We start from the raw sequence: 25,383 nt of genomic DNA on the forward strand, positions 1-25,383 counted from the left end.
GGCCCCGAGTGGAAGGAAAACCATCGAATGCCGGCAGAAGGGCCGGCTACGGCAACGGCGCTAGAAGAAGATCGTCAGCGCCTTCGATAAGAGTACGTTCTGGTCGAGGTGGATTTCGCGCGACAGAATGGTGAAACGCCCGTCGCGCCTGCGCAGCACGTCCTCGCGCTTGCCCACGAACAGGTTCACTTCGGACTGCAGGCGGTTCTGGTAGATCAGAAAGCGCGAACGCACCCGCACCAGGTCGCCGCCGCCGTCGTCCGGCGTCACGTCCAGCACGCGGATGTTGGTCACCAGATGCGATACGCGCGAGGCCGGTTCCTCGGCCCAATGAATTCCCGTCTTGATCTGCGCCACGCGCTGGCGCAGCGTGTCGATGCCTTCGTCGAACCACGCCGCGTCCTGCTTGCCGGAGTATTCCTGCGCCATCGCGTCGCGGCGCACGTTGCGCGTGAGCGGCATGCGATACGTGATGTCCTCGTCCAGCAGGCCCAGCCACTTGTCGAATTCCCGGTGGTCCAGCAGGTCGGCCTCAAAGTGCAGGAAGCGATGCGCCTCCCACCAGAGCAGCATGTCGTCCACGCTGTCGTCCTGCGCCACCGGCGGCGCGTTTTCCACGGTTGCGTTCATGCCGCCTCCTCCAGGCGCACCGCGCCCGCCATCAGCTGGTCCCATGACAGGCCGTTCATGAACTGCGCCCAGCGCCGGTAGTAGATGCGGGCGTTTTCCTCGGTGTATTCACCGTTGACCGCACAGCCCGGAATCTCGGGCACGTCTTGCCGGTGGCCCACGCCCATCTGGTAATTGAAGTACAGCTCGCGCGACATCGCGCCCATGCTGGCCTCGGTGGCGCCCGTCCAGTTCTCCATGTCGTCCGATTCCGTCATGCCGCCCGGGCCGGAGTAGCGCAGGAAATAATGGCGCGCCGCTTCCTTGACCGCTTCGGGCGCGTCCTTGTCCACCAGGTACATGCGCCACATCTCCATCTCGGTCGAACTGATCGGATGAAACACTGCCAGCGTGCGCGGCTGACGGCCGTGGAACGACATATTCGGGAAGATCGTGCCCACGCTGGTCTGCACGCGCATCGCCGAGCCCAACGTGCGCTCGCGGTGTTCGTGGATCTCGCGGTAGTACGCCTCGACTTCCGGATAACGCGCGTATTGCGACGCGTACGGTCCTTCCTCGTAGAACGGCAGCCGGCCCAGCAGCCCGTGGCCCAGTTCAGGAAAGCAGATTGCCGAGCGCGTGGCGGATGCATCGCGCCGCCCCTTGCCGCCGCCTGGGCCGATGCCCACGATGTCCACGGATCGGTGGCTGATGTCGTGGTACAGGTCCCCAATGAAATTCTCAGGCGCGAATTTCCAGTTGCACTTCACGCGCCACTTCTGCACGCCGCCGATCACCTCGGAGCCGCCCGGACTGCCGTTTCGATGGTCCAGCGCCGCGTCCAAGTACAGCCGCATGTTGCCGATGTAGTCCAGGAACGGCGGCGCGTTGGGATCCCACGTTGCCCAGATGGCGCCCTTGTAGTTCACCACCTGCGCCACCGTCTTCAGGCCCCACTGCTTCTTGTCCAGCTCGCCCTTGTAGTGCGTGGCGTGGCCGGGCACGCCGACCAGCTCGCCGGGGCGCTCCACCAGCTTGCCGTCGGTGGAAAAGCTCCAGCCGTGGTACGGACAGGTAAACGTCCGGTTGTTGCCATGGTCGTAGCGGCACAGCTTCATGCCGCGATGCGCACAGCTGTTCAACATGACCTGAATCTGCCCCTGCCGGTCGCGCGTCAGGATCACGGATTCCGTGCCCATGCGCGAAACAAAGTAGTCGTCCGGTTTGGGCACCAGGCTTTCGTGCCCCACGAACAGCCACGCGCGCGAGAAGATCTGCTTCAATTCCTGCTGGAAGATCTCTTCGTCCACGAAGATGGACCGGCTGACCAGTCCCTCGTCGGCGCGCACCAACTCATCGATCGTCTTCTGACCCATCACCACTTCCCCTTGGAGGATGCCCTTAGTGGGCGCCTACGGCTTGTCGGCCGTGGCCGCCGCTGTACGCAGACGTGCTTCCGTGTTGTCGACGTGCGTGCGCGCATGCTGCCGCGCAAGTTCCACGTCGCCCTTCTCGATGGCGGCAAACAGCGCCTCGTGCTCCTTCTGCGCCTGCGCCCCGCGCCCCGCGATCTTGGCCGACCGCGAGCGCGACACGCGCAGGTTCTTCTTGAGCAACACCGCCAGGAAATCGAAGAAATTCAGATAGTGTTCGTTGCGCGTCGCACGCGCCACGCAGCGGTGGAACTCCATGTCGGCGTCGACACCGACTGCCACGTCGCCGGACGCAATCGCGTCGGCCATCTTGCGCAGGGCCAGCCGCATGGCGGCCAGATCGTCCTCGTCACGCCTAGCCGCCGCCAACGGCGCGGCCTCGATCTCGAAGCCCCGGCGCAATTCCACGATGCGCAGCACCTGGTCCGCATCGCCAATATCCGCGGCCTGCATGCGCAACACCGACGGCCGCGCCGTCTGCATGACGGTCAGCCCGCGGCCCTGCTTGCTCTGCACGATGCCATCGCCCTTCAGGCGGGAAACCGCTTCGCGCAGCACCGTGCGCGAAACGCCAAGCCGGGTGGCGATGGTCTGCTCTGGGGGCAGCACCTCACCGACCTGGTAATCGCCGCTGGTGATCTCGTCCAGCAGCATCTCGGTCACACGATCCGTCAGATTGGGCTCCGACGTAAACGGCACGACCGCGTCTTTTTTCAACAGTACTCGGGAAGCTGAATCAGGCATAGGAAGTCTCGTCCGAAAACGTGCATCTCATTGCCAGCCCGCGTTGCCTCGGCTGTGGACACGCCCGGGGAGGGGTGTGTTGAAAATACGATAATCGTATAAGGATATGAGGGGGTATTAGGGGAAGTGCGGGGGTGTGCCCCCCTCGCGCTTACCGTCTGTGACCCGGGGCCGGATCACTCCCCGTTTATGATGCCGGGGTAGCGAGTTCACGCGAATGCGTTACTCTCCCCTCCCCAAATCAGTCTGCAAGGAGTTCCCTCATGGCACAAGCCTCCGCCCGTCACATCCTCGTTTCCACCGAAGCGAAGGCCAACGAACTCAAGACCGCCATCGAGAATGGCGCTGACTTCGCCCAGCTCGCCAAGGAAAACTCGAGCTGCCCGTCGAGCCGCGACGGTGGCAATCTGGGTACCTTCGGCCCGGGTCAGATGGTCAAGGAATTCGACACCGTCGTGTTCAGCGCCCCGGTCGGCCAAGTGCAAGGTCCGGTCAAGACCCAGTTCGGCTACCACCTGGTTGAAGTGACCAGCCGCAAGGACTAAGTCCTCGAAGCCGTTCGGTAAAAGCCGCCGCCAGGAGCGATCCTGGCGGCGGCTTTTTTTCGTGCTCCGGCTGCGTGAATGGCACGCTGCAGCGCAGCACCGGATTCCCTATCAATTGATAATTTCTGTTCAGGTGACAGGACCCGAAGCCCTGCGACAGAATGGCCCACACCCGGAGGAGACAGCCGGGGCCATAAAGATCCGTAGCGACATATTCACAGCGGCAACCTGCCGCGCGCCAGAGGCCCATGAAACAGTCCAGAAAGGTCATCATCACCTGCGCCATCACCGGTTCGGTCCATACGCCGTCGATGTCGCCTTACCTGCCCGTCACGCCTGAAGAGATCGCCCGGTCGGCGCTTGATGCCGCTCAGGCGGGTGCGGCGATCGTGCACCTGCATGCGCGACAGCCGGACACGGGGCAACCCACGCAGGATCCGGCGTTGTACGCGCAATTCCTGCCGCGTATCAAGGAAGCTTCGGACGTGGTGGTCAACATCACGACGGGCGGATCGCCGGTGCTCCCGATTGCCGAGCGCATGGCGCCGGCGTTGCAGTTCAAGCCCGAAGTGGCGTCGCTGAACATGGGGTCGATGAACTTCGGGATGTACGAGCTGCTGGAGCGGTTCAAGACGTTCACGCAGGCTTGGGAGCGGCCGTATCTGGAGGGCAGCAACGACCTGATCTTTCGCAACACGTTCAAGGATATCGAGCACATCCTGTCGTCGTGCGGCGATAACGGCACGCGCTTTGAGATCGAGTGCTACGACATCGGCCATCTTTATACCGCCGCGCATTTCGTGGACCGCAAGCTGCTCAAGCCGCCGTTTCTGATCCAGTCGGTGTTCGGCATCCGCGGCGGCATCGGCACGCACCCCGAGGACGTGATGATGATGAAGCGCACGGCTGACCGGCTGTTCGGCGACGACTACATCTGGTCGGTGCTGGCCGCCGGCCGCAAGCAGACGCCGCTTGCGACGATGGCGGCGACGATGGGTGGGAACGTTCGCGTAGGCCTGGAGGATTCATTGTGGGACGGGCCCGGCGAGCTGGCAAAGTCCAACGCGGATCAGGTGCACCGCATCCGCCGCATCCTGGAAGACCTGTCCTTGCAGATCGCCACGCCGGACGACGCGCGAGCGACGCTGCAACTGAAGGGACGCGGCCACGTCGCGTTCTGAATACATACACATCCACCCAGTGGGGAGACGAGACATGAAAAAGACGTTGCGCGCGACGGCATTGGCCGCGCTGTTGGGAATGGCAGGTGCGGCACAGGCCGATGACGGCGTGATCCGAATCGGGTTCATCACGGATATGTCCGGACTGTCCGCGGACGCCGACGGACCTGGCGGCGTCGAGGCGATCAAGATGGCGATCGCGGACCTGGGCGGCACGGTGGCTGGAAAGAAGGTGGAGGTATTGGTTGCGGATCACCAGAACCGGGCCGATATCGCGTCGTCCCGCGCGCGGGAATGGCTGGACCAGCGCGGGGTGAACATGCTGATTGCGGGCGCGAATTCGGCGGCGGCGTTGGCAATGGCGAAGGTGGCCGAGGAAAAGAAGACGCCGTTCTTCGTGGTGAGCGCGGGTGCTTCCGAACTGACGAACGCGCAATGCACGCCCTATACGGTGCACTACGTGTACGACACGGTGTCGCTGGCGCGCGGCACGGCGCGCGCCATGATGAAGGAAGGCAACAAGGACTGGTATTTCCTGACGGTGGACCACGCGTTCGGCCATGCGCTGGAGCGCGACGCATCCAAGGTGGTGCAGGCCGACGGCGGCAACGTCAAGGGCCGGGTGCGGCATCCGCTCAACACAGCGGACTTCTCGTCGTTCATCCTGCAGGCGCAGGCCTCCGGCGCGCAGGTGCTGGGCCTGGCCAATTCCGCCAGCGACACCAGCAATGCGGTCAAGGCCGCCAACGAATTTGGCCTGACGCCCAAGATGAAGATCGCCGGCCTGCTGGTGCTGATCACCGACGTGCACGCGCTGGGCCTGCCGGCGGCGCAGAATATGTATTTGACGACGGCATGGTACTGGGACCAGGACGACCCGTCGCGCAAGTGGGCGTCGCGCTTTGAGGCCGTGATGAAGAAGAAGCCGTCCATGCTGCAAGCCGGCGACTATTCCGCCGCGACGACATACCTGAAGGCGGTGGAAGCCACCAAGAGCACCGATGGCGACACCATCATGAAGTGGCTGAAGGCCAATCCCGTGAACGACTTCTTCGTCAAAGACGGCAAGATCCGCGCGGACGGGCTGATGGTGCACGATATGTTCCTGATGCAGGTGAAGACGCCTGCGGAATCCAAGGCGCCGTGGGACTACTACAAGCTTGTGGCGCGTGTGCCAGGCACCCAGGTGTACACGTCGCCCGAGGAATCGACCTGCCGCCTGATGAAGCCCTGACGCCATGAATCAATCCGGAAATCCCATGACGACCCCCGAGGCGCTCGCCGCCCTTCCTGTTGACCTGTCTGGAAAGCGCGTCATCGTGACCGCGGGCGCGTCCGGCATCGGCGCCGCGCTGGTCGACGCCTTTGCAGAACGCGGCGCCCGCGTTCACTTGTGCGATGTCGATGAACAGGCGCTGGCCAGTTGCCGTCACCCGTGGGCGCGCGCGGACGTGGGCAGCCGCGACGAGATCGACCGCTACATGCAGACCGCGCTATCGCATCTGGGCGGGCTGGACGTGCTGGTGAACAACGCCGGCATTGCCGGGCCCACGGCAGGCATCGCCGACATCACCGCGCAAGAGCTGGACGCGACGCTTGACATCAATCTGGCCTCGCAGTTCCACACCGTGCGCCATGCGTTGCCCGCCCTGCGCGCGTCGGGCGGCGGCAGCATCATCAACATCAGTTCGGTGGCGGGACGGATGGGCTTACCCATGCGCACGCCATATGCGGCCACCAAATGGGGCGTGGTGGGCCTGACGCGTTCGCTCGCGATGGAACTTGGGCCGCTCAACATCCGCGTCAATGCGCTACTGCCGGGGCTGGTGGCCGGACCGCGCATCGATCGGGTGATCGCCGCCCGCGCCAAGAACATGGGATTGTCGGTCGAAGAGCAGACACGGCTGGAGTTGTCGGGCGTCAGCCTGCGGCAGTTCGTGCGCGCCGCTGACATCGCAAACATGGCGCTGTTTCTCGCAAGCCCTTACGGGGCCATGGTCAGCGGCCAGGCGATCAGCATCGACGGCGATCTGCAATCGCTGCCGTGGCAGCCCCCGGCGCAATAAGCCCGGCGCAATTACCGCTATTGCAGCAACGCGATTGTCTCTGCATACACGCCCTGCCGCCGCGCCTGCGCCGTGGATCGCAGGGCGTCCAGCAGGCGCGCGGTCAGCTCGTTGTTGCGGGACTCGGTGCGGGTGATCAGCAGGAAATCGAACCACTGCCGGGAGGCGAGCGGCACGGCCACCAGATCCGGAAACGACGTCACGATGTCGGACGCGGACAGCGCGTTGACCAGGCTGATGCCCTTGACGGCGCGCACCGTGCCCGGCAGCAGCGACATATGCGCCTGCATGCCGGAGCGCAACAGCAACGAATCGGCGATGTCGCCCTGCGCCACGACATAGTCGGACCACAGCGGCTTGACGTAGGTGTCGGGCGGAATATCTAGCACCGTAATGGCGTCGCGCCCAGCCAGCGGATGTTCGCGATGCGCGATCGCCATGACGTCCGCGCGCAGGAACGGGGTGAACGTCAGCCGCGTACTGTCCCGGCCGACAGCGCCCAGACCGAAGTCGGCGCGCATGGTTTCCACGGCGCTGATGACCTGCATGGACGACTCGACGTCGATGGAGAACGGCCGCGTGCCGTTGATGTCCAGATAACGGCGCACCGCGTCGGGCGCGTAGCCCAGCGCCAGCGCGGGTGACGAGGCGATGCGCAGCCCGCGGCCGCCGAATTGTTCGATGCTGTGCAGGGCTTCGTCGATGCGCACCAGTTCGTCCAGCACGAACTTGGCTTCGCTGTAGAGATATTGCCCCGCTTCCGTCGGACGCAGTGTTTTGTGCGACCGGTCGAACAGTTGAACGCCCGTGGCGCTTTCCAGACGCGATATTGCGTGGCTGATGGCGGGCTGCGTCAGGTGCATGGCCAGCGCGGCCTGACGCGTCGAGCCGGTCATGACGACGGCGTAGAAGATTCGCAGGTCGTGGATGTTGAAGTTGCGCTTCATGCGGCGCGCCTATTGTGGCGTGGGTGGCGATTTGAGTTGCGGCTTCGGTGGCAAGGTCGGTGGCAACTTCGGCGCCGCCTTGGGTGCGTTCATGCCGCCAAACACAAACAGCCCCATCTGCGCCCCGGTCGCGCGCGCCAGATAGTCGTTCTTCAGCTTGTCCCGGTCGCCGAACAGCGCCCCGGCATCGGCGACCTGCGCCGCGCGGTTCTTGTCGATGTCGTTCTGGCCATCGTGCATGCCCTCTTGCAGCGCGCGGCGCAACGCGGGGTTGAGCGTGGCGGTGTCGTAGTCCTCGCCGGGGCGCAGGCCCAGGGTGGCCATGCGTTCGCGCAGCGCGGTCTCGGATTTGTGTGCGGGTGCGAACCGCAGCAGGAAGGCCAGTTCGTCATAGAACTCGAGCGACGAATACATCTGCGCGCGCGGGACCGGCGCTTTCCATTCCACCTTGACAGGGGCCGCGGGCGCGGCCCGGTTGCGGAACGCAGATAGCGGCTGCACCTTGAAGCGCGCCTGGATGCGCTTGGCGTTTTCCTGGTCGGCGGGATTGAACCGCTGCGTGCGCGCCACCAGCGTGGCAAGCTGCGTCTCTGACCGAATCACCTTGGTGATGCCCGGGGGCACCTTGCCTTTCCAGGAGGGACCCGCCACGAGAAAGACGCCACCGCCCAGGCCGCGTGAGCCCAGGTCGCCGATGTGGTGCATGTACAGGTCCATGACCTGCAACGAGGCGTCGCGCCGCTTTTCGACGCGGGGCACGATGACGACGACGGGTTCGGCGCGCAGGTCCAGGGCGGCGTAGGAATACAGATAGGCCGGGTCCAGGCCGGCCGCGGCGGCGGACGCGGTGCCGACCGGATTGATGCTGTTCACCGGCCCCTTGTATTGCGCCCCCTGTTTGTCCAGGCTGTAGGCATACATGGCCTGGTAGCTGGCGACCATGGGCGCGCCGTAAAGGTAGGATTCGCGCGCGATGCCACGCGCCTGTTGCGCAGTGAGGCTCTCGATGCCGACGGACTGCCCGGCGGCGGCGTCGTGCGACGGGACCGCACAGCCGGACAAAACGCCCGCCACGACGATGGCGGCAACCAGCCCCATGAACGGACGGCAGGCGGCGCGGCAAAATCCGGTGCTAATCTGGCGGTGGCGCATTCAGGGCTCCGACATGACGGGATGGCGCAGTCGCCCGAGGGCGGCGGCGGATTGCGCCAGGGCTCGAATTCCGGGGGATTCTGTCATATTTCCCCGGCGTATAGAAGTAACAATGCACCGCAACGGTGCGACAGGAAAGACACAGCAGCATGTCAACGCAAGACCCCAGCATGACCGGTCCGGACGGAGAGGCGTTCAACATTCGCGCGTCGTCGTACTTCGTGTTGCGGGCCGTGCACCGCTGCGCCGCTTGCAACACGCTGTCGCGCGTGACGGGGCTGGCCGTGCCGCCCGGCCACGACAGCACCGAGGGCGACCTGGAACTGGATGAGGACGACGCGAATAGCACGGGACTGGATCCGCTGGCGTTTCAGGACTGGCTGTTCGGACCCGCGCAATGGCAGTCGATGCCGGGTCCGGCCATGATCTCGTCGACACGGGCTCTTGCGCCCGACGTGGCGCAGACGCTGCGCTCGCTTGCGCCGACCTACCGTCAGAACGCCGCCCGGTCAGGGGAATGGTGCAATTTCTGCGAGCATTGCGACCACCCCATCTGGGATGGCGCGTTGTACCCGACGCCGGGGCAGGCCTTCTGTCCGCCCGATGCCGATGCCGCCGCGCACATATCGGCGCAACGGGTCGACGCGCCGTTCGCGGCATTTTTCGGCATGTGCTGGACGGACAGCTACCGCAACAAGTGGCCCTTGTTCACGCGCCTGGGCTTCGCGTGCAGCGAGGGGGATTGATTCTCGCGCCCTCGTGGCGCAATGTCAGGCGCTTTGCAGCAGATCCTGAGGCACTTCCAGTTGCCGTGCGGGGATGGCCGCGAAGGCACTTTCGGTGGTGCTGGCGTCCGTGGTCAGGTGCTGGATCAGGTCGACCGTGGTGGAGCGGCGGGTCAGCATCAGGCACGTGACCTCGTCGCCCGCCACGCGGGTGGCATGCCAGCAGCCCGGCCGCATGCACACGCCCTGCCCCTGCGCCACATGAAAGGCCGCTAGCGTGGCCAGGTCGGGCGAGCCGTCCGCGGCGCTGCGCGCCACGATCTGGATGATGCTGCCCGTCAGCGGGACGATCGCCTGCTGCGTCAGCAGGTGCTTTTCCAGGCTGGCGACTTCGACGGACTGGCTTCGGTAATTGACCCAAAGCACCTCGGCGTCGCCGCCCGCGCCCGTGTTGAATAGGTGCTCGTGCCAGAAGTCGGTGGCCGGGTTCGTAAAGAGCGGAACGCCGTTGCCGTCCGGCATGGGCTTGCCCAGCATCCACCCGTAGGCATTGAAGGCATCAGGCGAAAGATCGTGAACTTCAAGCTGCGAATTGCTCGTCATGCGGGACCCTGTGATGGCTTAGCGCCGCGTTTGGGGAATTCGGCGTCGTAGTCGAAATCGCCCCGCGCGATGGCCTCCAGGATGGCAACGCGCCGGTCGGCGGCGCGCTTGAGGTTGGCGGCGGTGGGCTTGACCCGGATACGCTCGACACAATGCCGGCCGTCATAGAAGAAGCCGATCTCGATGGACGATTCGGATGCGGGGCGCACCCCTTCGAATCCCGTGCTCATCGCGTGCTCTCCAAGTTGCCGATGGCAGACATGATAAACGCAACGATGTGACAGCCGGCGCTGACATACACTGCCCTGATCCCCCCCACCCGAGGACGCGCAACATGGCCATCGACCTGACGTCGCACTATGTGTATCTGGACGCCGCCGGCGCCGCCGCCACCGTGACGGGCGGCGACGCATTCTGGTCCCAATCTCCGGAAGACCTTGAGCAATACGGGCGCGGCTGGCTTGTGTCCGAGTACGAATTCGCGGCCGACTGGCCGCAATGGGAGATGCACCCCGGCGCCGACGAGATCGTGCGGCTGATGTCTGGGGCGGCCGAACTGCACCTGGAATGGCCCACCGGGATCCAGATCGTGAAAATGCTGGCCGGCGATGCGTACGTGATTCCGAAGGGCGCGTGGCACACCGTCAAGGTCATTGAGCCCTGTCGCATGCTGCACATCACCATGGGCGCGGGCACGCAGCACCGGCTGGCGTAACGCCGCGTCCCGTCTGCGCCTTGCCGGCCGCACCTGGCCGGCCGCACCTAACCAGCCGCGCCCACCGGCCGCGCGCGCTGGATCTCCCGGTCGTCGATCGGCCAGTGCAAGGCGGCCGACAGCACGCCCAGCGCCATCGCCCCCAGCCAGATCAGGTCATAAGAGCGGGTGGCTTCGAACACGACCCCGCCCAGCCACACGCCCAGAAACGAACCGACCTGATGGCCAAAGAACACGAAGCCGAAGAGCGTGGTGATGTAGCGCACGCCAAACACCTGCGAGATCAGGCCGTTGGTGAGCGGCACCGTGCCCAGCCACACAAAGCCTATGACCGCCGCGAACGCGTAGACCGACCACGTGGATAGCGGCACCAGGATGAAAAGCGCAATGGCCGCGGTCCGGATCAGGTAGATGCCCGCCAGCAGGTACTTGCGCCGGTGATGCGCGCCCAGGATGCCGCAGACATAGGTGCCCATGACATTGGTGAGCGCAATGATGGCCAGCGCGGCGACCGCGTCCGACGCGCGCAGGCCCTTGTCCATCAGGTAGGCGGGCAGGTGCGTGCCGATGAACGCCAGCTGGAAACCGCAGGCCAGGAATCCCAGGTTCAGCAGCCAGAAGCCGGGGCGCGTGAAGGCCTCGCGAAGGGCCTCGCGCAGCGACAGGTTTGCGTCGGGCGCGCCGGCATCGCGCAGACGGTTCGCCGGCTCGCGTAGCGGAAACGCCAACGGCAACAGGATAGTCAGCGCCACGGCAAAGGCCAGCAAGGCCGCCACCCAGCCCCAGCCCCCGATCAGCCATTGCGCTGCAGGCACCATCGTGAACTGTCCAAGTCCGCCGACGGCTCCAGCCACGCCCAGCGCCCAGCTTCTGCGTTCGGGCGGCACCAGGCGGCTGAGCGCGCCATAAATGGCCGCGAACGCCGTGCCCGACAGCGCGATGCCGATGCACACCCCTGCCGTCCACATGAAGCCCGCAGGCGTCGTGGCGTGTGCCATGCCGGCCAGGCCCACCGCATAAAAAACCAACCCGCCAGCGATCACCTTGGCCGAACCATAGCGGTCGGCAATCATGCCGGTGAAGGGCTGCACGATGCCCCAGGTCAGGTTCTGCACGGCCAGCGCGATGGCGAAGGTTTCGCGGCTCCAGCCGCGGTCCATGGTGACGGGCAGAAGAAACAGGCCCTGCACATGGCGCACGCCCAGGGCAAGGCCCATGACGACGCCACCGGCCAGCACCAGCAGCCACAGCTGCGATGCATCCAGGGAAGATTTTTGGGGGGTGGACATGGCGAACCTCTTGCAAGGAAACGTCGCCCCCGTTCAGGCGGGCATTGGCGCTATTACAGGGTCGCCAGACGCGAGGCTCAACCGATTATTTTTTGCCCGCTGCATGCGTGGAGGGAATGTCACGGCAACGCGCCAGACCGCGCTGATGACCGGGACGGCCGCCTGAATCGAACGGCTCGGCCAACCTTCAACGCGCACACAAAAAAAAGAAATTGCGCGATTTTTTTGAAAAATGGCCGGAATTACCGCAAAAATCGGCCCGAGGCTGCGACATGTTAACGCTTCGTTTTTGATGGTTACATCTCCCGATCCGTCCCCGGGCACCGCTGAGTACAGTGGCTGCCTTTCCCATCCTTCGGCAGGCATCGACACATGTGGCACGCCCGGTCCGGCAAGTTCGTTTCCGCGGTGGTCAACCGCGCCCGCAACCCATGACGGCGGCGCCCATCTTCAAGCCGCTGGCGCTTGCAGCGGCGCTGGCGGGGATCGCGCTCCTGGCGCCGGTCACTTCGCATGCGCAAACCAATTGGGCGCAGCAGTGCGCGTACAACAATTTCGGCGAAGGCGCGGGCACATCGTGCCACCAGCCATTCCAGGAAGGCCTGGCGGCCGTGCTGGTGGGTACCGCCGACCGCGATTCCGCTGCCTGGGGCTTTATCGACAAGCAAGGCGTCATGGCCATCGCGCCGGCGTATTCGGAAGCCCGCTCCTTCCAGAACGGGTTGGCCGCCGTCAGCCAGCAGGATCTCTGGGGTTACATCGACACCCGGGGACGCTGGGTCATCCCGCCGCGCTTTAGCGACGCGACCGGATTCAACGCGCAAGGCACGGCGCTGGCCGAAGAGGATGGACGGGATGTGCTGATCGACCGTCAGGGCAAGGTCGTGAAGACCTTTCCGCTGGGCACGCGCACCTCGGGCTTTGAGCCCGGCCAGAAGCTGGCGGCGATGGAAATTCCGACGCCGCCGCGTCTGGTGAATACCGTGACCGGCAAACCTGCCGCGCTGCCCGAAGGGGTGATGGCGCTGGCCGCGCCGACCAGCGGCCAACTGCCCGCGCAGACGCGCGATTCGCGTTACGGCGGCTGGTGGGGTCTGCTGGATCAGAACGGCACCTGGGCAATCAGCCCGCAAGTGCTGCGCTCGCTCGCGCCGCCGTTGCGCGATGGCGATGTGGTGGCCGTGAACCGCGAACGGGCATGGGAATTCGTGGATGTGCGCGGCGAGGCGCTGTCGGCCGAGCGTTACGAACGCGTGGAGCGGGTGGCGCCGGGCATATGGCTGGTGCGGGTCGCGGATGGCGGCACGTTGCTGCTGGATGGCAAGCTCCAACCCATGCACACCTTCGAAAGCGACTATGTGGGTGTGCGGGAGCAAGACGGCTGGCGCTTTGCCGCCGAGCCCGGAATGACGCTGCTGATCGATCCCGAGGGCCGGCTGCAGCTGATCCCCTTGCGCAGCGGCGAGGTCAAGATTCATCACGGGCGCGCGTGGGTCTATGGCGCGGCGCGGCGCCCGGCCGGCGTTGCCGACGCGGCTGGCGACGCGATGAGCGCGGAAGATCAAGCCCATGCCGCCGACGCGGCGGCTGCCGTGCAGGCGGCGTCCGAAGCGGAGACTGCGGCGGCTTTCCAGGACCCGCCGGTTGCCGCCGATGCCGCAACCGATATTGCCCAAGCGGCAACGGTGGCAGACGCGACGCCTACCGAGGCGACTCAAGCTGAGGCGGCGGCAGCCGCAGACGACGCCATGGCGGCCGACGCAATGCAAGCCGATACCGCGGCAGATGCCGCCATGGATGCGGCCACCGCCGCGGCAGACGCCGCACAAACGACCGCCAGCGCCAACGCAGACGAATCGCTTTACCAGGTCTACGGCCGGGACGGCCTTGGCATCCTCGACGAGGCCACCCTCGCGCAGCTGCGCGCCTACGACGTCAGCGAGTTTCACTACGCGCGCACGACCGCCCGCGATGCCGATGCCCCGCTGGCGCTCCTGCGTCCGCACGACTATGGCCAGCCGACCGGCATCCTCACGGCGGCGGGCAAGATCGTCACGAATCCGGATTGGGCAAACATCGACACGTACGACGTCACGCTGCCCCTCGTGGCGCGCACCAGGAATTACCAAGCCGGTGCGATCGGCGCGGACGGCGCGTGGGCCATCGAACCGCGCTACACCGAGATCCGCCCCTTCAAGGGCCCCTACACCTGGGCCCGCACGAAGGACATGCTGCGCGGCGACGCGCTTCTGATCGATGCCCGCGGGCAGGAAGTGTCCGTTCCCGCACACGTGCTGGAAGAGGCCTCTCGCCTTGACGGTGAACTGCTGCCCTACTACGCACGCAACGAAAACCGCCAGCGCCGCTCGGGCCTGTGGAACGTGCGCAAGGGTGCGCCCGCGCTCAAGCCGGTCTATGAGCAGATACAGGAGTTCGAGGACGACTGGGCCAAGGTCCAGGACAAGAACCGCTGGGGCGTGGTCAACCGCGAGGGCCAGTGGGTAGTGCCCGCCCGCTACGACGGCGCCTACGATCTGGAATACCTGGGCAACGGCCTGATGCTGGTCGAAGCGCCGGAGGGCAAGCGCAATCGCGGCGGCTTCACCGAACGCGCCTACCGCGTCATCAACCTGCGCACCGGCAAAACGAGTGAACCCGTGGTCGGCAAGCCGCAGAAGCTTGCCGATGGGCGCTTTCTCGGCGAATTGGCCGACGCAAGCGCTGTCCTGATCGATGCAGAGGGCGCCTCCATCCGCTTGTCGGAGGGCCGGCCCAACAACAAGCAGCAATTCGGCGACTGGCTTTACATCGACTTTGACGAACGCGAAGGCGCCATCGATGCGCGCGGCAACATGAAAGTGCCCGCGCAATACGGCGAATTCAATCCGTTCTTCACGCAGCCCGAAGGCCTGGCGCGCGCCAACATCGGCGCGGGCTATCGCCTGATCGACCAGACCGGCAAGACCCTGCTCGAGAAGTGGGGCGACGCCACGCCGCTGGCATCGATGCAGCGCGTCGTCGTCAATGACGACGAGAGCGGATCGAGCATTCTGGTGGACCTGCAAGGCCGCGAGGTCACCCGCCTGCCCGGCCGCTACGCCATCGACAGCGACAAGGCCAGCGAGGGCGTGGCGCCGTACAGCGACGGCGACAACAAGTACGGCTTCATCGACGCGAACGGCAAGCGCGTCGTGGGCGCGCACTTCAACCAGCTTGGCCGCATGAAGGACGGACTGGCGCGGGCGCGCCGCCTGGAGCGCACGGGCAAGCTGTACGGCTACATCGATCTGACCGGACGCTATGCGATTGCGCCGGCGTTCACGTGGGCCGGCGACTTTTCGGAAGGCCGCGCGCTGGTGCGGCGCAATCGGCTCATCGAGTACATCGATACCCAGGGCAAGACCACCGCGCTGTTCGGCGTGCTGTGCGACACGGTGGTGATCGTGGATGCCGAGGACCGGCAAAGCTGGCCGCCCCGGAAACTCACCTGCCCCGAGGCCGCCGGCATCTCGCCGCCGGCAGTCGACAACGCCAACGCAGAATGATCATGACGTCACGCGTGCTACGAACCACCCGCCTCGCCTGCGCATTGGCCGCGCTGGGCGCATCCCTGTCCGTTCAGGCGCAGACTGGCTACGTGCAGCCGGGCCACATCTATTGCCTGGGCGAATCCGATTACCCGGTCTATCCGGCTGCCGACGACATCTCCGCGCGCAACCCCTTCAGCAACGGCTGCATCCGGGATCTGCAGGACGGCCGCGCCGCGGTGCTGCTGCCGTCAGCCATCGAGAACATCGACCGAGTGCCGCGCGACAACTCGCTGCGCCGCCACGCATGGGGCTTTCTGGACCAGAACGGCCGCGTCGCGATCGAGCCGATCTTTGAGGAAGTGGGCGATTTCCGCCACGGACTTGCCGCCGTGCGGTGGCAAGGCAAGTGGGGCTACATCGACCGCAATGGCCGCATGGCGGTGCGCCCGCAGTACGACGCGGCGCAGGACTTTGTCGAGGTCGGGCTGGCGGCGGTGACGCTGGACGGCAAGCCGATGCTGATCGACCGCCAGGGCAATCCGGCGGGCGAGCCGTTCGACGAGGTGGTGCGTGCCGTGCGCCTGTTCGATGGCGTGCCCGCGCGGGCCACGGTTCAGTACAAGGAGGAATACCGGTCAACCAGCGGCGAACGCCGCTTCGGCGGAAACGGTGTCGTCATCACGCGGCCGCTGGGCGACAAGGGCCTGTACATCGCCACCAACGGCCAGGCCAAGTACGGCGTGGTGGACAAGGACTGGAACTGGGTCGTGGACCCGGTGTTCGACGACATCTCCTTGCAGGACGACGGCAACCTGGCCTCGGGCTACGGTCCGGACGGCTCCGTGCTGGTGACGGCGGACGGCAAGCTGATCGGCGCGGACCAGCAGTACGAAAGCATCCTGCCCGTGGGCAAGGCTTTCTACAGCGCGCAGTTGCCGCAGCGGGGCGGCTTTGCGGTGATGGACCGCACCGGCACGATCGTGGCCACACTGACAACTGAAGAAGGCCAGACGTCGCAGCGCCACGCCGACACCATTCTGTATCGGTCGGGCGACAACCTGATGGCGCTGGTGCCCGGCCACGCCGCGCCGGTCACGTTGGGCGCGGGCCTGTCGGCTGGCGACGAACTTGAGGGCTATGTCCTTTTCGTGGACGAATCCCGCCGCGCCGCCGGTTTGCTGACGCCGACCGGCGCGTGGCTGCACGGCGCCACGGCGCCCGCATGGCTGGCGGACGCCCGCCGCCTGCAGACGCGCGAAGGCAATCTGTGGCTATCCGACGAGCAAGGCGCCCTGCTCAATGTGGTGGACAAGGACGGCAAGGCGCTGCTCAAGCCCGAGACGGTAGCGGCGCTTCAGAACCAGCAACTCCAGCCGCTGCCGGCCGGCGTCTCGGGCGGTCCGCTGGGCGTGCTGGGTCAAAGCCACTGCAATTGCGACGACACACAGGTGGGCTTGCTGCTTGCCGATGGCAGCATGGTCACCGATCCGTCGTGGTCTGCCGTGACGCCGCTGGACGACACCGACCATGAGAACGCCGCAGCCCTGACAGCGGACCAGTTGCGCTACGCAGCCGAAACCGACGATGGCATGGTGCTGCTGGACGCACGCGGCAAGCGCATCGACCTGCCCGCGCAGCAGCACATCGGCATGTTCCGTCATGGCTACGCGCAGGTGTATGGCGACGGCGTGGTGCGCATGATCGACCGCGCGGGCAAGACGTTCGAGCTCCCCGAGAACTTCGATACGCAGGTCGTGGCGCCCGGCGTCGCGCGCTTTGTGCAAACGGCGGCCGACGGCGCGCCGTGGGGTCTGTACGATTTTGCGGCCGGCAAGCTGCTGGCCGCCCCCACGTTCCGTAGCATCGGCGAATTCCAGAATGGCCAGGCGATCGCATCGCTGGGCGCGGGCCGGGTCGGCGTCATCGACCTGCAAGGCAAGTGGGTCGTGCCGGCCAGCCACCACGGCGTGGAGCGCGTGAACGACACGCTATGGCGGGTGACGCAGCCCGGCAAGCAAGAAGACGAGTACGACCGTCCCGCCGCAGTGTTCAATACGCGCGGCCAGGCGCTGACCGCCTTCATGCGCGGATTGCAGGTGGGCGATTTTGGGGATGGCTCTGTCAGCGCGGGCAACAGCGAGCGCCGCTGGATCATCTCGCCGGACGGCTCGGACGCACTGGACATGAAGGATGCCGACTACCTGCGGCTGGGCGACTGGATGGAGATCCGCCGCGCCGACCGCGAAGGCTACCTGAACGGCAAGGGCGCCTGGCAGATCGCGCCGGCAGCCCGCACCGGCACCCTCTTCCAAGGCACGCCGGCGCGCGCGCTGACGTCCAACGCCAAGGGCACGCAGGTCATGGACGCCAACGGCAAGATCCTGGCCACCCTGCCCCGCGGCGAATGGACGTGGCCGCCACGCTCCGACCTGCTGATCCGCTATTACTCGGCCGACCGGGGCACCATGACGGACTACACGGACTTGTCCGGCAAGACCCGGTTGACGGTCGAAGGGTTTGGATCGGGGTTCTCGGAAGGCCGCGCCGTCACGCATCTGTCTGGCGGCGGCATGCGCTGGGTGGATGCCAAGGGCGTGCTGACGGGGCCGGCGTTCGACGCGCTGGGCACGCTGCGCGAAGGCCTGGCGCCGGCCGCCAGCGACCGTCGCTACGGCTATGTCGATAGCACGGGCACGTTCGCCATTCCGGCAGAGTACCGGGCCTTGTCCGGATTTGAGAACCAGCGCGCGGTGGTGTCCACGGAAGACGACTCGCGGATCATCGACAACGCCGGCAGCCTGGTCGCACAGGTCAAGATGCAATGCGGCATCCGCACCCTGTACGGCGCGGCCGGCCAGCGGCTGTGGCCGCTGCGCATGCCGCACGGCTGCAAACGTACCGAGGCGTCGCGCGCCTACTGAGCATCCAGCGCCAGATAGCGGCCGGTCTGCACGATTGCTTCGCGTTCCTTGAAGCTGGTCAGCCGGTCCGCCATTGCGCTGCTGTCGCCCGTCAGCCGGATCGCGCGAAGCGTCTCCTGCATCGCGTGGATCGCAGCGCGCTGCAGGTCCGACGGAATGATCGCCAGGCGGTAGCCCATCGCCGTCAGTTCCGGCAGCGGCACCAGCGGCGTCTTGCCGCCGTAGAACATGTTGATGAGCTTCAAGCCCGGCAACCGCTCGGCAATGGCGCGGATCTGCGCCAGCGTCTCGGGCGCCTCGACAAAGATCATGTCGGCGCCGGCCTTCAGGTACAGCTCGGCGCGGGCGATGGCCGCGTCAAACCCTTCGACCGCGATGGCGTCGGTGCGCGCGATGACCAGCGTGTCGGCGTCGGCGAGCGTCTGGCGCGCAATGTAGACCTTGCGGGCCATCTCGCCGGCATCGACCAGGCTCTTGTCGTCCAGGTGGCCGCAGCGCTTGGGAAAGGTCTGGTCCTCGATATGAAACGCCGCCACACCCGCGCGCTCCATCAGGCGCACCGTGCGCTCCACGTTGGCTGATCCGCCAAATCCGGTGTCCGCGTCCGCCACGACGGGCAGGTCGCTGGCGTCGACGATCTTTTCCACGCGGTCCATCACTTCGGTGAAGCTGAGCAGACCGATGTCCGGATAGCCGGCGGCACGCGCGATGGCGCCGCCGCTGGCGTAGACCGCCGAGAATCCGGCCGCGGCAACCAGGCGGGCCGACAGGCCGTCATAGGCGCCGGGCGCCACGACGATGTTTTCAGAGAGCTGCTGGCGCAACCGCGCGCCCGGGGAAAAGTGGGCAGTCATGGAGGGTTCCTTCAAAGCAAAGCGTCATACCCGCATGATCTGCGTCGGCCATTAGAATGTCCAATATATGGAATATTTCTAATCAGTATTTTCTGAGTATCAATATGGAACTGCGCCATCTTCGCTATTTCGTCGTCACTGCCGAGGCCCAGCATTTCACGAGGGCAGCCGAGTTGCTGGGCATGGCGCAGCCGCCGCTCAGCCAGCAGATCCGCCAGCTTGAACAGGAAGTGGACACGCCCCTTTTTGACCGCACGGGCCGCGGGGTGACGCTGAACGACGCCGGACGCGCGTTCCTGGCGTGCGCGCAGGACATCCTGCAACGCGCCGATGCGGCGGTGCGCACGGCCCAGCGCGCCGCGCGCGGCGAAGTGGGCGAATTGACGTTGGGGTTCACCGAGTCGGCATCTTTCAACGGCGTGGTGACCGAGCTGATCCGCCAGTACCGCGAGCGCTACCCGGAAGTTGAAATGACGCTGTCGCAGGGCGACAGCGAAACGCTGGTGGCGCAACTGCGCGACGGCGCGATCGACGCCGCGTTCGTGCGCCCGCCCTTTGCGCTGGACGGCGGGCTGACGTTCACGCAACTGGTGGAGGAACCACTGGTGGTCGCGATGCCGCTGGGCCATACGCTGGCGCGCCGCAAGCGGCTCGCGCCCGCCGACCTGCAGCAGGAGACCTTCATCCTGTACTCGCGCAAATCGGGCTACGGCCTGAGCGCAGACATCATGGCGGCGTGCCGGCAGCACGGGCTGAGCCCGCGCATCGGGCAACAGGCGCCGCAGTTGTCATCGGCCGTGAACCTGGTGGCGGCGGGGATGGGCGTGGCGATCGTGCCGGCCTCACTGCGCCCCCTGCGCCCGGATGGCGTGCTCTACCGGCCGTTAACGCTGGATTGGCCGCGCGCGGTGCTGGGCCTGGCCGTGCGCGATGCAACTGGTGCACGGGCCGCCAATCTGCTTGCGCTGGCGCGGGCTTGCCGCAAGCCCTAGCGCGTTTTGCTGGCCCGCACGCTCAATCGTCGTGCGATTCGTGCACGGCAATTGCGCCGCGCTTCCAGTAGCTGGCGGCGCGGATGCGGCTCTTGTCGATGCCGTGCTGGGCCACCATGATCTCGCGCACCGCCTTCGCGGTGGCCGATTCCGCCGCCACCCACACATAGCCTTCGCCCTGCGGCAACGCCAATTCGCGCGCGGCTTGCAGCAAGAGTGTGCTGTAGCCCGGCGCGGTCCCGTTGCGATGCAGCCAGCGCACCGAGGCCTTCGCGGCCGTTTGCAGCGGGATTTCATTCTCGGCCGCCGGCACTTCGATCAGCACCAGCGCCTGCGCCGAGGCGGGCAGTTCTTCCAGCCGGCGCGCGATGGCGGGCAGCGCGGTCTCGTCGCCGATCAGCACATGCCAGTCGAACGCGGTGGGCACCACAAACGAACCGCGTGGTCCGCCGATGCCCAGTTGCTGGCCGGGCGCGGCCTGTTCGGCCCAGGTCGAGGCGGGGCCGTCGCCGTGCAGCACGAATTCGATCTCCAGTTCCTGGCGCGCCGTATCGAACCGGCGCGGGGTGTAGTCGCGCGCAGCGGGCCGGGGCACGCCGTCGGGGAACTTGATGCCGTCCGGCCCGGCGGTGGGCAGCACGGGCGGTTGCGAGGGATCGGCGGGGAAAAAGATCTTCACGTGATCGTCGAAGGACGCGGACACGAAGTCCTGCAAGTCTTCGCCGGTGAACGTGACACGGGCCAGCAGCCCGGCGATGCGCTCGACGCGCGCCACGGTCAGCGTGCGCATCTTTAGGGTGTGGCGCACGCGCGCCACGGTGAGGTCGCTTTGATTCATGGGTACTCCAGTCAGTTGGGACGGGATCAGGCGCCAGACTTGCCGTTGATCTCGTCGGTCGCACGCGCCAGGATGCCGGCGATGCGTCGTTGTTCGGCGGGCGAGGCGTCGGTGCGATCCAGCAGCGCACGCTTGAGCGCCTGGCGCGCCTCAACGAATTCGGGCAGCCAGCCGGTGCGGGTGTCCTCGCCTTCGGGGCCGGTCTCGCGCGGCTGGCCGCTCCAGGCCTGGCGCATGTAGTCCATCTTGCGCGCCACGTGCTTGAGCTTGTTGAACATCAGCATCAGGCGCTCGCGGTTGGCGTCCAGGTGCGCCTTGCCGGGTTCCGCGAGGTGATAGCGCTTCTTGGCGCCTTCCTGTTCGACGGTGGCGTAGCCCAGTTCTTCCAGATAGGTGAGCGCGGGATACACCATGCCGGGGCTGGGGGTGTAGAAGCCGTTGCTGAGCGCGCCCAGCGCCTTGATGAGTTCGTAGCCGTGGCTGGGATTCTGCTCCAGCAGCCCGAGCAGCATCAGTTGCAAGTCGTCGCTGGACACCTTGCGGCTGCGGGTGAAGCCCCGGCCGTCGCCGCCGAAGCCGTCTGCGTCGCCGCGGCCGTGGGCGCCACCCGAGAACCAGTCGCCGCCCGCGCTGGCGTGACGCGGATGGTGATCATGATGACGGCCGCCGTGATGGTCGGGATGCGGGGCGTGGGGATGGGCGTTGCCGTGGCGGCCATGATGCTGACAATGGCCGCGATGGCCATGGGCGCGGCGTCCGCCGGCAGCGCGTTGGACGGCGGCGATGAACGAAAACGGGGACATGAATGCCTCTTACGATATGTCTTACGATAGCTCGTACGATATACCTGCCGCCGTGGAGGCGTCAATTCCGCCCTTCTTTTTTTCCGCCGCCGGCGGGCCGTCAGCGCGTCTTATCGCAGAGGCTCGCTGGGCGCGGTGGCATCCACCTGCACCCATCGGGCGAAGTCCGCCGCCTTGGGCTCGTGCGGCGCGGGCGCATAGACCACGAGCCGCAGGTGACGGATTTCGTCGACGCTCAAGGTGGCGTGCTCGAATGCGATGTCACCCAGTGATTCCACATGCAGCGTACGTAGGCCCATGCACGAACCATGCACGTCGTGTTCGCGCCACCAGGTCCGGAAATCGGGCGACACCCGTTCCAACTCATCGACCAGTTCCGCGATGTCGGGCACCCCGGCGGCGCTGGCGAAATCGCGCCGGAACGAGGACAGCATGCGCGGCGCCTGCGCCGTCCAGTCCACGAAGCGCTCGCGCATGGCGGGGTCCACGAACAGCATCCAGAGCAGATTGCGGCGGCCCGGCGCCTGCCCGGAAAAATTGAACACCTTGTCCGCGGCGGCGTTCCACACCACGACGTCCCAGCGCAGATTCAGGATGTACGCGGGGCGCGCGGGCAGGTCGTCCATCAGGCGGCGGACCTGCGCGGGCACCGTGCACCACGTGCGGCCCGTCTCGGCCGGCGGGCGCTGATGCGCCAGCAGGTAAAGGTGGCGGCGCTCGGCATCGTCCAGCCGCAACACGCGCGCCAGGTTTTCCAGAAACGCCGACGACACGCTGATGTTGCGGCCCTGTTCAAACCACGTGTACCAGGCCAGCCCGACGCCCGCGAGCGCCGCGACCTCCTCGCGCCGCAGCCCCGGCGTGCGGCGACGGCGGCCGGGCGGCAGCCCAAGGTCGGCGGGGGTCAGCCGCTCGCGGCGCAGCCGCAGGAATTCGGAAAGATCGGCGCGGGTGCGGTCCAGACGGTGCGCCGTAGCCGGTGCGGACGGGGTTGAAGGCAGGGATGCGGTCATGACGCTGTTGCAGGCAGTAATAGCATAAACAGCTAAATTGTATAAGGCTGAAGGTCCGACCAGAATAGCGCCGATCCTGACTTTCTGGCCTTTTCCATGTCGACCTCCTGCCTTCCCGCCACGCCCTCGCCCGCCCTCCCCCACACCGATTCCCCGCGCCTGGGCAATCTCGGCCTGGCCGTGCTGCTCTCCGGCGGATTCATCACGATCTTCGACCTCTTCGTCGTGAACGTGGCCATTCCCAGCATGCAAGCGACACTGTCGGCCAGCTTCGCGCAGATCAACTTCATCATCGCCGCCTACGAACTGGCGTACGGGGTGCTGCTGATCGCGGGCAGCCGGCTGGGCGACCGGCACGGCAGGCGGCGGCTGTTCATGCTGGGCATGGCGGGTTTCGCGTTGGCCTCCGCGTTGTGCGGCCTGGCGCCCACGCCGGACACGCTGATCGCCGCGCGCATTGTGCAAGGCGCCGCGGCGGCCCTGCTGTTTCCGCAGGCGTATGCGCTGATTCGCGTCAGCTTCGAGGGCCACGCGCGGCGGCGGGCGTTTGCGTGGCTGGGCATGACGCTGGGCCTTGCGGCCATCGCCGGGCAGGTGCTGGGCGGATGGATCGTCCATGCGGATCTGTTCGGCCTGGCCTGGCGCACCATCTTCCTCGTCAACCTGCCGCTGGGCCTCTTGGCTTGCTGGCTGGCGCGTCACATCCCTGAATCCGCCGAACCTTCCGGCGCGGCGATGGATTGGGCTGGGGCCGCCCTCGTGGGACTGGGATTGGCGTTGCTGCTGCTGGCGCTGATCGAGGGTCCGGCACGTCAATGGCCGGCCTGGACGCTCGCCTGCGGCGCGGCATCGGTGGCCGCGTTGACGGCATTCGTGCGGTTGCAACGCAGGATCGCCGCGCTTGGCGGCGCGCCGCTGGTGGACATGGCCTTGCTGACGCAGCCTCGCTTTGCGGCCGGGTGCCTTGTCGTGATGCTGGTGTTCTCCACCGCCAGCGCCATGTTTCTTTGCTATGCGCTGCTGGTGCAGACCGGTTTCGGCCGCGATGCGCTGACGGCCGGCCTGATCTTCGCGCCGGCCAGCGTCGGGTTCGTCGCCGGATCGATGGCCGCGCCACGGCTGGTTGCCCGGTATGGGACGCGGGCGATCGCGCTGGCCGCGCTGCTGTACGGCGGCGCGACGGCCGCCCTGATGCTGCACACGGAATTTGCGGGCGCCGATCTGAACCCTTGGACGCTCTTGCCCGCGCTGGTGTGGCTGGGCGCGGCCCAAGGCGCGGTCAACACGCCGCTAGTGAACCTGGCAATGGGACTGGTCCAGGACCGCCAGGCCGGCATGGCCGCCGGCGTGGTGTCGACCCTGCAGCAGGTGGGCGCGGCGCTTGGCGTATCGGCCGCGGGCATGCTGTATGGCGGTGCGCTGCAAGCCCATGCGGATGCGGGCGAGGCCGAACGCCATGCGCAGGCATTCGCGTCAGCCATGCAGTTCAACGTCGCGGCCATTCTTCTGGCGGCCGCGCTGTTGTGGCGGCTGGGCCGCCAGCGCTGACCGCGTTCGGACTTGCGGCGCGGCCGTGCCGGCGCGCTTACCCCGCGGACAATTCGCGGGCGCGCTGCTGCGCCTTGTGCACCGCCTGCGTGATGGCCTCGGCCACGCCGGCTTGCTGCATGTGCGACAGCGCGGCGTAGGTGGTGCCGCCCTTGGAAGTGACGCGCTCCCGCAATTCGGTGAGCGGCACGTCTTCGCTGGCGGCCAGCTCTGCCGCGCCGCGGAAGGCGGCGACCGCCAGCCGGCGGGCGTCGGCAGGCGTGAAGCCCAGCTCGACAGCGCCCTTCTCCAGCGCCGCCATGAAGTGAAACACGTAGCCGGGACCGCTGCCGGTCACCGCGGTGACGGCGTCGATCATGGCTTCGCTGTCGGTCCAGATGCGCTCACCCACGGCGGCGAAAAGCGCGTCGACCTGATCGCGCTCGGCCTGCCCGCAGGCCGGGGTGGCGTACAGGCCGGTCATGCCCAGCCCCACCTTCGCGGGCGTATTGGGCATCGCGCGCACGATGCGCGCGTGGCCGCCCAGCCAGTCCGACAGCGCGGCCAGTTCCACGCCCGCCGCGATGCTGACCACCGTGGCGTCGGCCGGCAGATGCTGACGGACCTGGCCACACGCCTCGCGCAGCACCTGCGGCTTGGTGGCCAGCACGCACAGGCCCGCGTCGCCGATGTCGCTGCTGACCTGCTCCAGGCACGGCAAGCCGCGCGCGACCAGCGCCTCGCGCGTGGGCGCGTAGGGCTCGATCACCAGAAAATCGGTCAGCGCCCGGCCCTGGCCGAGCAGCCCGTCGATGATGGCGGAGGCCATATTGCCGCCGCCGATGAAGACGATCTTTTCACGCATGTTGCTTCAGTTCCAAAGAGGGATTGCGGAC

23 protein-coding genes are annotated in these 25,383 nt (G+C 66.6%); 10 read left to right on the forward strand and 13 right to left on the reverse strand.

Translation table 11 applies throughout. From position 1 onward, the window contains the following. Nucleotides 1-60: 60 nt before the first annotated feature. Genes H4P35_RS24315 through H4P35_RS24325 form a run of 3 tightly spaced genes read right to left on the reverse strand, consistent with a single transcriptional unit; the run spans nucleotide 61 to nucleotide 2,786 of the window. The gene (locus H4P35_RS24315; RefSeq protein WP_056324755.1) at nucleotides 61-630 is read right to left on the reverse strand and encodes a 3-phenylpropionate/cinnamic acid dioxygenase subunit beta; all 570 of its coding nucleotides are present in this window, start codon (nucleotides 628-630) and stop codon (nucleotides 61-63) included. Then, complete coding sequence (locus tag H4P35_RS24320; RefSeq protein WP_226847316.1) at nucleotides 627-1,985, reverse strand: aromatic ring-hydroxylating dioxygenase subunit alpha; 1,359 nt, start codon at nucleotides 1,983-1,985, stop codon at nucleotides 627-629. Before H4P35_RS24320 ends, H4P35_RS24315 begins: the two co-directional genes overlap by 4 nt. A 36-nt stretch (nucleotides 1,986-2,021) precedes the next feature. Next, nucleotides 2,022-2,786 carry a FadR/GntR family transcriptional regulator gene (locus H4P35_RS24325; RefSeq protein ID WP_082586342.1) on the reverse strand — a complete coding sequence of 255 codons (765 nt, stop codon included), beginning with the start codon at nucleotides 2,784-2,786 and terminating at the stop codon, nucleotides 2,022-2,024. Between the two features lie 263 nt (nucleotides 2,787-3,049). Here H4P35_RS24325 and H4P35_RS24330 point away from each other — a divergent pair, with 263 nt between their 5' ends. The 4 genes from H4P35_RS24330 to H4P35_RS24345 all read left to right on the forward strand — a co-directional run bounded on the left by H4P35_RS24330 (nucleotide 3,050) and on the right by H4P35_RS24345 (nucleotide 6,578). Then, nucleotides 3,050-3,331 (forward strand): peptidylprolyl isomerase, encoded by a 282-nt coding sequence (locus H4P35_RS24330; RefSeq protein ID WP_056324750.1) that lies wholly within the window; start codon nucleotides 3,050-3,052, stop codon nucleotides 3,329-3,331. 248 nt (nucleotides 3,332-3,579) lie between these two features. Then, complete coding sequence (locus H4P35_RS24335; protein ID WP_152382744.1) at nucleotides 3,580-4,512, forward strand: 3-keto-5-aminohexanoate cleavage protein; 933 nt, start codon at nucleotides 3,580-3,582, stop codon at nucleotides 4,510-4,512. A gap of 34 nt (nucleotides 4,513-4,546) precedes the next feature. Then, on the forward strand, nucleotides 4,547-5,746 hold the full coding sequence (locus H4P35_RS24340; protein WP_152382745.1) for an ABC transporter substrate-binding protein: 1,200 nt from the start codon (nucleotides 4,547-4,549) through the stop codon (nucleotides 5,744-5,746). A gap of 25 nt (nucleotides 5,747-5,771) precedes the next feature. Continuing rightward, complete coding sequence (locus H4P35_RS24345; RefSeq protein ID WP_152382746.1) at nucleotides 5,772-6,578, forward strand: SDR family oxidoreductase; 807 nt, start codon at nucleotides 5,772-5,774, stop codon at nucleotides 6,576-6,578. A gap of 17 nt (nucleotides 6,579-6,595) precedes the next feature. Here the strand turns inward: H4P35_RS24345 and H4P35_RS24350 are convergent, their stop codons facing one another. Next, on the reverse strand, nucleotides 6,596-7,525 hold the full coding sequence (locus H4P35_RS24350; protein WP_056324740.1) for a LysR family transcriptional regulator: 930 nt from the start codon (nucleotides 7,523-7,525) through the stop codon (nucleotides 6,596-6,598). Between the two features lie 9 nt (nucleotides 7,526-7,534). Continuing rightward, on the reverse strand, nucleotides 7,535-8,677 hold the full coding sequence (locus tag H4P35_RS24355; protein WP_226847318.1) for a DUF1254 domain-containing protein: 1,143 nt from the start codon (nucleotides 8,675-8,677) through the stop codon (nucleotides 7,535-7,537). Between the two features lie 149 nt (nucleotides 8,678-8,826). Here H4P35_RS24355 and H4P35_RS24360 point away from each other — a divergent pair, with 149 nt between their 5' ends. Continuing rightward, the gene (locus H4P35_RS24360; protein WP_226847320.1) at nucleotides 8,827-9,423 is read left to right on the forward strand and encodes a hypothetical protein; all 597 of its coding nucleotides are present in this window, start codon (nucleotides 8,827-8,829) and stop codon (nucleotides 9,421-9,423) included. A gap of 24 nt (nucleotides 9,424-9,447) precedes the next feature. Here H4P35_RS24360 and H4P35_RS24365 read toward each other — a convergent pair whose 3' ends face one another. Continuing rightward, nucleotides 9,448-10,005 carry an ureidoglycolate lyase gene (locus H4P35_RS24365; RefSeq protein ID WP_152382749.1) on the reverse strand — a complete coding sequence of 186 codons (558 nt, stop codon included), beginning with the start codon at nucleotides 10,003-10,005 and terminating at the stop codon, nucleotides 9,448-9,450. Beyond that, complete coding sequence (locus H4P35_RS24370) at nucleotides 10,002-10,235, reverse strand: Arm DNA-binding domain-containing protein (RefSeq protein WP_063956533.1); 234 nt, start codon at nucleotides 10,233-10,235, stop codon at nucleotides 10,002-10,004. The genes H4P35_RS24365 and H4P35_RS24370 overlap by 4 nt, the downstream gene beginning before the upstream one ends. Before the next feature lie 104 nt (nucleotides 10,236-10,339). Between H4P35_RS24370 and H4P35_RS24375 the strand changes: the two genes are divergently transcribed. Then, nucleotides 10,340-10,720: a cupin domain-containing protein gene (locus tag H4P35_RS24375; RefSeq protein WP_056324729.1), complete on the forward strand. Its 381-nt coding sequence runs from the start codon at nucleotides 10,340-10,342 to the stop codon at nucleotides 10,718-10,720. Nucleotides 10,721-10,767: 47 nt separating this feature from the next. Here the strand turns inward: H4P35_RS24375 and H4P35_RS24380 are convergent, their stop codons facing one another. Next, the gene (locus tag H4P35_RS24380; protein ID WP_226847322.1) at nucleotides 10,768-12,009 is read right to left on the reverse strand and encodes an MFS transporter; all 1,242 of its coding nucleotides are present in this window, start codon (nucleotides 12,007-12,009) and stop codon (nucleotides 10,768-10,770) included. Nucleotides 12,010-12,440: 431 nt separating this feature from the next. On the opposite strand from H4P35_RS24380, the gene H4P35_RS24385 reads away from it, so the two are divergent. Both H4P35_RS24385 and H4P35_RS24390 read left to right on the forward strand, forming a co-directional pair. After that, complete coding sequence (locus H4P35_RS24385; RefSeq protein ID WP_226847324.1) at nucleotides 12,441-15,554, forward strand: WG repeat-containing protein; 3,114 nt, start codon at nucleotides 12,441-12,443, stop codon at nucleotides 15,552-15,554. A gap of 2 nt (nucleotides 15,555-15,556) precedes the next feature. After that, nucleotides 15,557-18,460: a WG repeat-containing protein gene (locus H4P35_RS24390; RefSeq protein ID WP_226847326.1), complete on the forward strand. Its 2,904-nt coding sequence runs from the start codon at nucleotides 15,557-15,559 to the stop codon at nucleotides 18,458-18,460. On the opposite strand, the gene H4P35_RS24395 is transcribed toward H4P35_RS24390, so the two are convergent. Next, entirely contained in the window at nucleotides 18,454-19,314 is an 861-nt protein-coding gene (locus tag H4P35_RS24395; RefSeq protein ID WP_226847328.1) for an oxaloacetate decarboxylase, read from the reverse strand. The two genes, H4P35_RS24390 and H4P35_RS24395, sit on opposite strands and share 7 nt — an antisense overlap. 104 nt (nucleotides 19,315-19,418) lie before the next feature. Between H4P35_RS24395 and H4P35_RS24400 the strand changes: the two genes are divergently transcribed. Next, nucleotides 19,419-20,306 (forward strand): LysR family transcriptional regulator, encoded by an 888-nt coding sequence (locus tag H4P35_RS24400; protein ID WP_226847330.1) that lies wholly within the window; start codon nucleotides 19,419-19,421, stop codon nucleotides 20,304-20,306. 22 nt (nucleotides 20,307-20,328) lie between these two features. On the opposite strand, the gene H4P35_RS24405 is transcribed toward H4P35_RS24400, so the two are convergent. From H4P35_RS24405 to H4P35_RS24415, 3 genes are all read right to left on the reverse strand, one after another. After that, a complete protein-coding gene (locus H4P35_RS24405; protein ID WP_152382756.1) occupies nucleotides 20,329-21,144 on the reverse strand; it encodes a siderophore-interacting protein in 816 nt (271 codons plus the stop codon). 26 nt (nucleotides 21,145-21,170) lie between these two features. After that, nucleotides 21,171-21,947 carry a PadR family transcriptional regulator gene (locus H4P35_RS24410; RefSeq protein WP_226847332.1) on the reverse strand — a complete coding sequence of 259 codons (777 nt, stop codon included), beginning with the start codon at nucleotides 21,945-21,947 and terminating at the stop codon, nucleotides 21,171-21,173. 110 nt (nucleotides 21,948-22,057) lie between these two features. Next, nucleotides 22,058-22,960: a helix-turn-helix transcriptional regulator gene (locus H4P35_RS24415; protein WP_226847334.1), complete on the reverse strand. Its 903-nt coding sequence runs from the start codon at nucleotides 22,958-22,960 to the stop codon at nucleotides 22,058-22,060. A 96-nt stretch (nucleotides 22,961-23,056) separates the two neighbouring features. Between H4P35_RS24415 and H4P35_RS24420 the strand changes: the two genes are divergently transcribed. Next, entirely contained in the window at nucleotides 23,057-24,508 is a 1,452-nt protein-coding gene (locus tag H4P35_RS24420; protein WP_226847336.1) for an MFS transporter, read from the forward strand. A gap of 37 nt (nucleotides 24,509-24,545) precedes the next feature. On the opposite strand, the gene proC is transcribed toward H4P35_RS24420, so the two are convergent. Beyond that, on the reverse strand, nucleotides 24,546-25,352 hold the full coding sequence (gene proC / locus H4P35_RS24425) for a pyrroline-5-carboxylate reductase (RefSeq protein WP_226847338.1): 807 nt from the start codon (nucleotides 25,350-25,352) through the stop codon (nucleotides 24,546-24,548). Between the last annotated feature and the right edge of the window lie 31 nt (nucleotides 25,353-25,383).

Origin of the sequence: Achromobacter sp. 77 (assembly GCF_020541125.1) — a bacterium.
In the GTDB taxonomy this organism is placed as follows: Bacteria; Pseudomonadota; Gammaproteobacteria; order Burkholderiales; family Burkholderiaceae_B; genus Achromobacter; species Achromobacter mucicolens.

Excerpts from the sequence above, each read along its gene's own strand:
- H4P35_RS24315 (WP_056324755.1), bottom strand. The coding sequence starts at position 630 with ATGAACGCAACCGTGGAAAACGCGCCGCCGGTGGCGCAGGACGACAGC.
- H4P35_RS24320 (WP_226847316.1), bottom strand. The coding sequence starts at position 1,985 with ATGGGTCAGAAGACGATCGATGAGTTGGTGCGCGCCGACGAGGGACTG.
- H4P35_RS24325 (WP_082586342.1), bottom strand. The coding sequence starts at position 2,786 with ATGCCTGATTCAGCTTCCCGAGTACTGTTGAAAAAAGACGCGGTCGTG.
- H4P35_RS24330 (WP_056324750.1), top strand. The coding sequence starts at position 3,050 with ATGGCACAAGCCTCCGCCCGTCACATCCTCGTTTCCACCGAAGCGAAG.
- H4P35_RS24335 (WP_152382744.1), top strand. The coding sequence starts at position 3,580 with ATGAAACAGTCCAGAAAGGTCATCATCACCTGCGCCATCACCGGTTCG.
- H4P35_RS24340 (WP_152382745.1), top strand. The coding sequence starts at position 4,547 with ATGAAAAAGACGTTGCGCGCGACGGCATTGGCCGCGCTGTTGGGAATG.
- H4P35_RS24345 (WP_152382746.1), top strand. The coding sequence starts at position 5,772 with ATGACGACCCCCGAGGCGCTCGCCGCCCTTCCTGTTGACCTGTCTGGA.
- H4P35_RS24350 (WP_056324740.1), bottom strand. The coding sequence starts at position 7,525 with ATGAAGCGCAACTTCAACATCCACGACCTGCGAATCTTCTACGCCGTC.
- H4P35_RS24355 (WP_226847318.1), bottom strand. The coding sequence starts at position 8,677 with ATGCGCCACCGCCAGATTAGCACCGGATTTTGCCGCGCCGCCTGCCGT.
- H4P35_RS24360 (WP_226847320.1), top strand. The coding sequence starts at position 8,827 with ATGTCAACGCAAGACCCCAGCATGACCGGTCCGGACGGAGAGGCGTTC.
- H4P35_RS24365 (WP_152382749.1), bottom strand. The coding sequence starts at position 10,005 with ATGACGAGCAATTCGCAGCTTGAAGTTCACGATCTTTCGCCTGATGCC.
- H4P35_RS24370 (WP_063956533.1), bottom strand. The coding sequence starts at position 10,235 with ATGAGCACGGGATTCGAAGGGGTGCGCCCCGCATCCGAATCGTCCATC.
- H4P35_RS24375 (WP_056324729.1), top strand. The coding sequence starts at position 10,340 with ATGGCCATCGACCTGACGTCGCACTATGTGTATCTGGACGCCGCCGGC.
- H4P35_RS24380 (WP_226847322.1), bottom strand. The coding sequence starts at position 12,009 with ATGTCCACCCCCCAAAAATCTTCCCTGGATGCATCGCAGCTGTGGCTG.
- H4P35_RS24385 (WP_226847324.1), top strand. The coding sequence starts at position 12,441 with ATGACGGCGGCGCCCATCTTCAAGCCGCTGGCGCTTGCAGCGGCGCTG.
- H4P35_RS24390 (WP_226847326.1), top strand. The coding sequence starts at position 15,557 with ATGACGTCACGCGTGCTACGAACCACCCGCCTCGCCTGCGCATTGGCC.
- H4P35_RS24395 (WP_226847328.1), bottom strand. The coding sequence starts at position 19,314 with ATGACTGCCCACTTTTCCCCGGGCGCGCGGTTGCGCCAGCAGCTCTCT.
- H4P35_RS24400 (WP_226847330.1), top strand. The coding sequence starts at position 19,419 with ATGGAACTGCGCCATCTTCGCTATTTCGTCGTCACTGCCGAGGCCCAG.
- H4P35_RS24405 (WP_152382756.1), bottom strand. The coding sequence starts at position 21,144 with ATGAATCAAAGCGACCTCACCGTGGCGCGCGTGCGCCACACCCTAAAG.
- H4P35_RS24410 (WP_226847332.1), bottom strand. The coding sequence starts at position 21,947 with ATGTCCCCGTTTTCGTTCATCGCCGCCGTCCAACGCGCTGCCGGCGGA.
- H4P35_RS24415 (WP_226847334.1), bottom strand. The coding sequence starts at position 22,960 with ATGACCGCATCCCTGCCTTCAACCCCGTCCGCACCGGCTACGGCGCAC.
- H4P35_RS24420 (WP_226847336.1), top strand. The coding sequence starts at position 23,057 with ATGTCGACCTCCTGCCTTCCCGCCACGCCCTCGCCCGCCCTCCCCCAC.
- proC (WP_226847338.1), bottom strand. The coding sequence starts at position 25,352 with ATGCGTGAAAAGATCGTCTTCATCGGCGGCGGCAATATGGCCTCCGCC.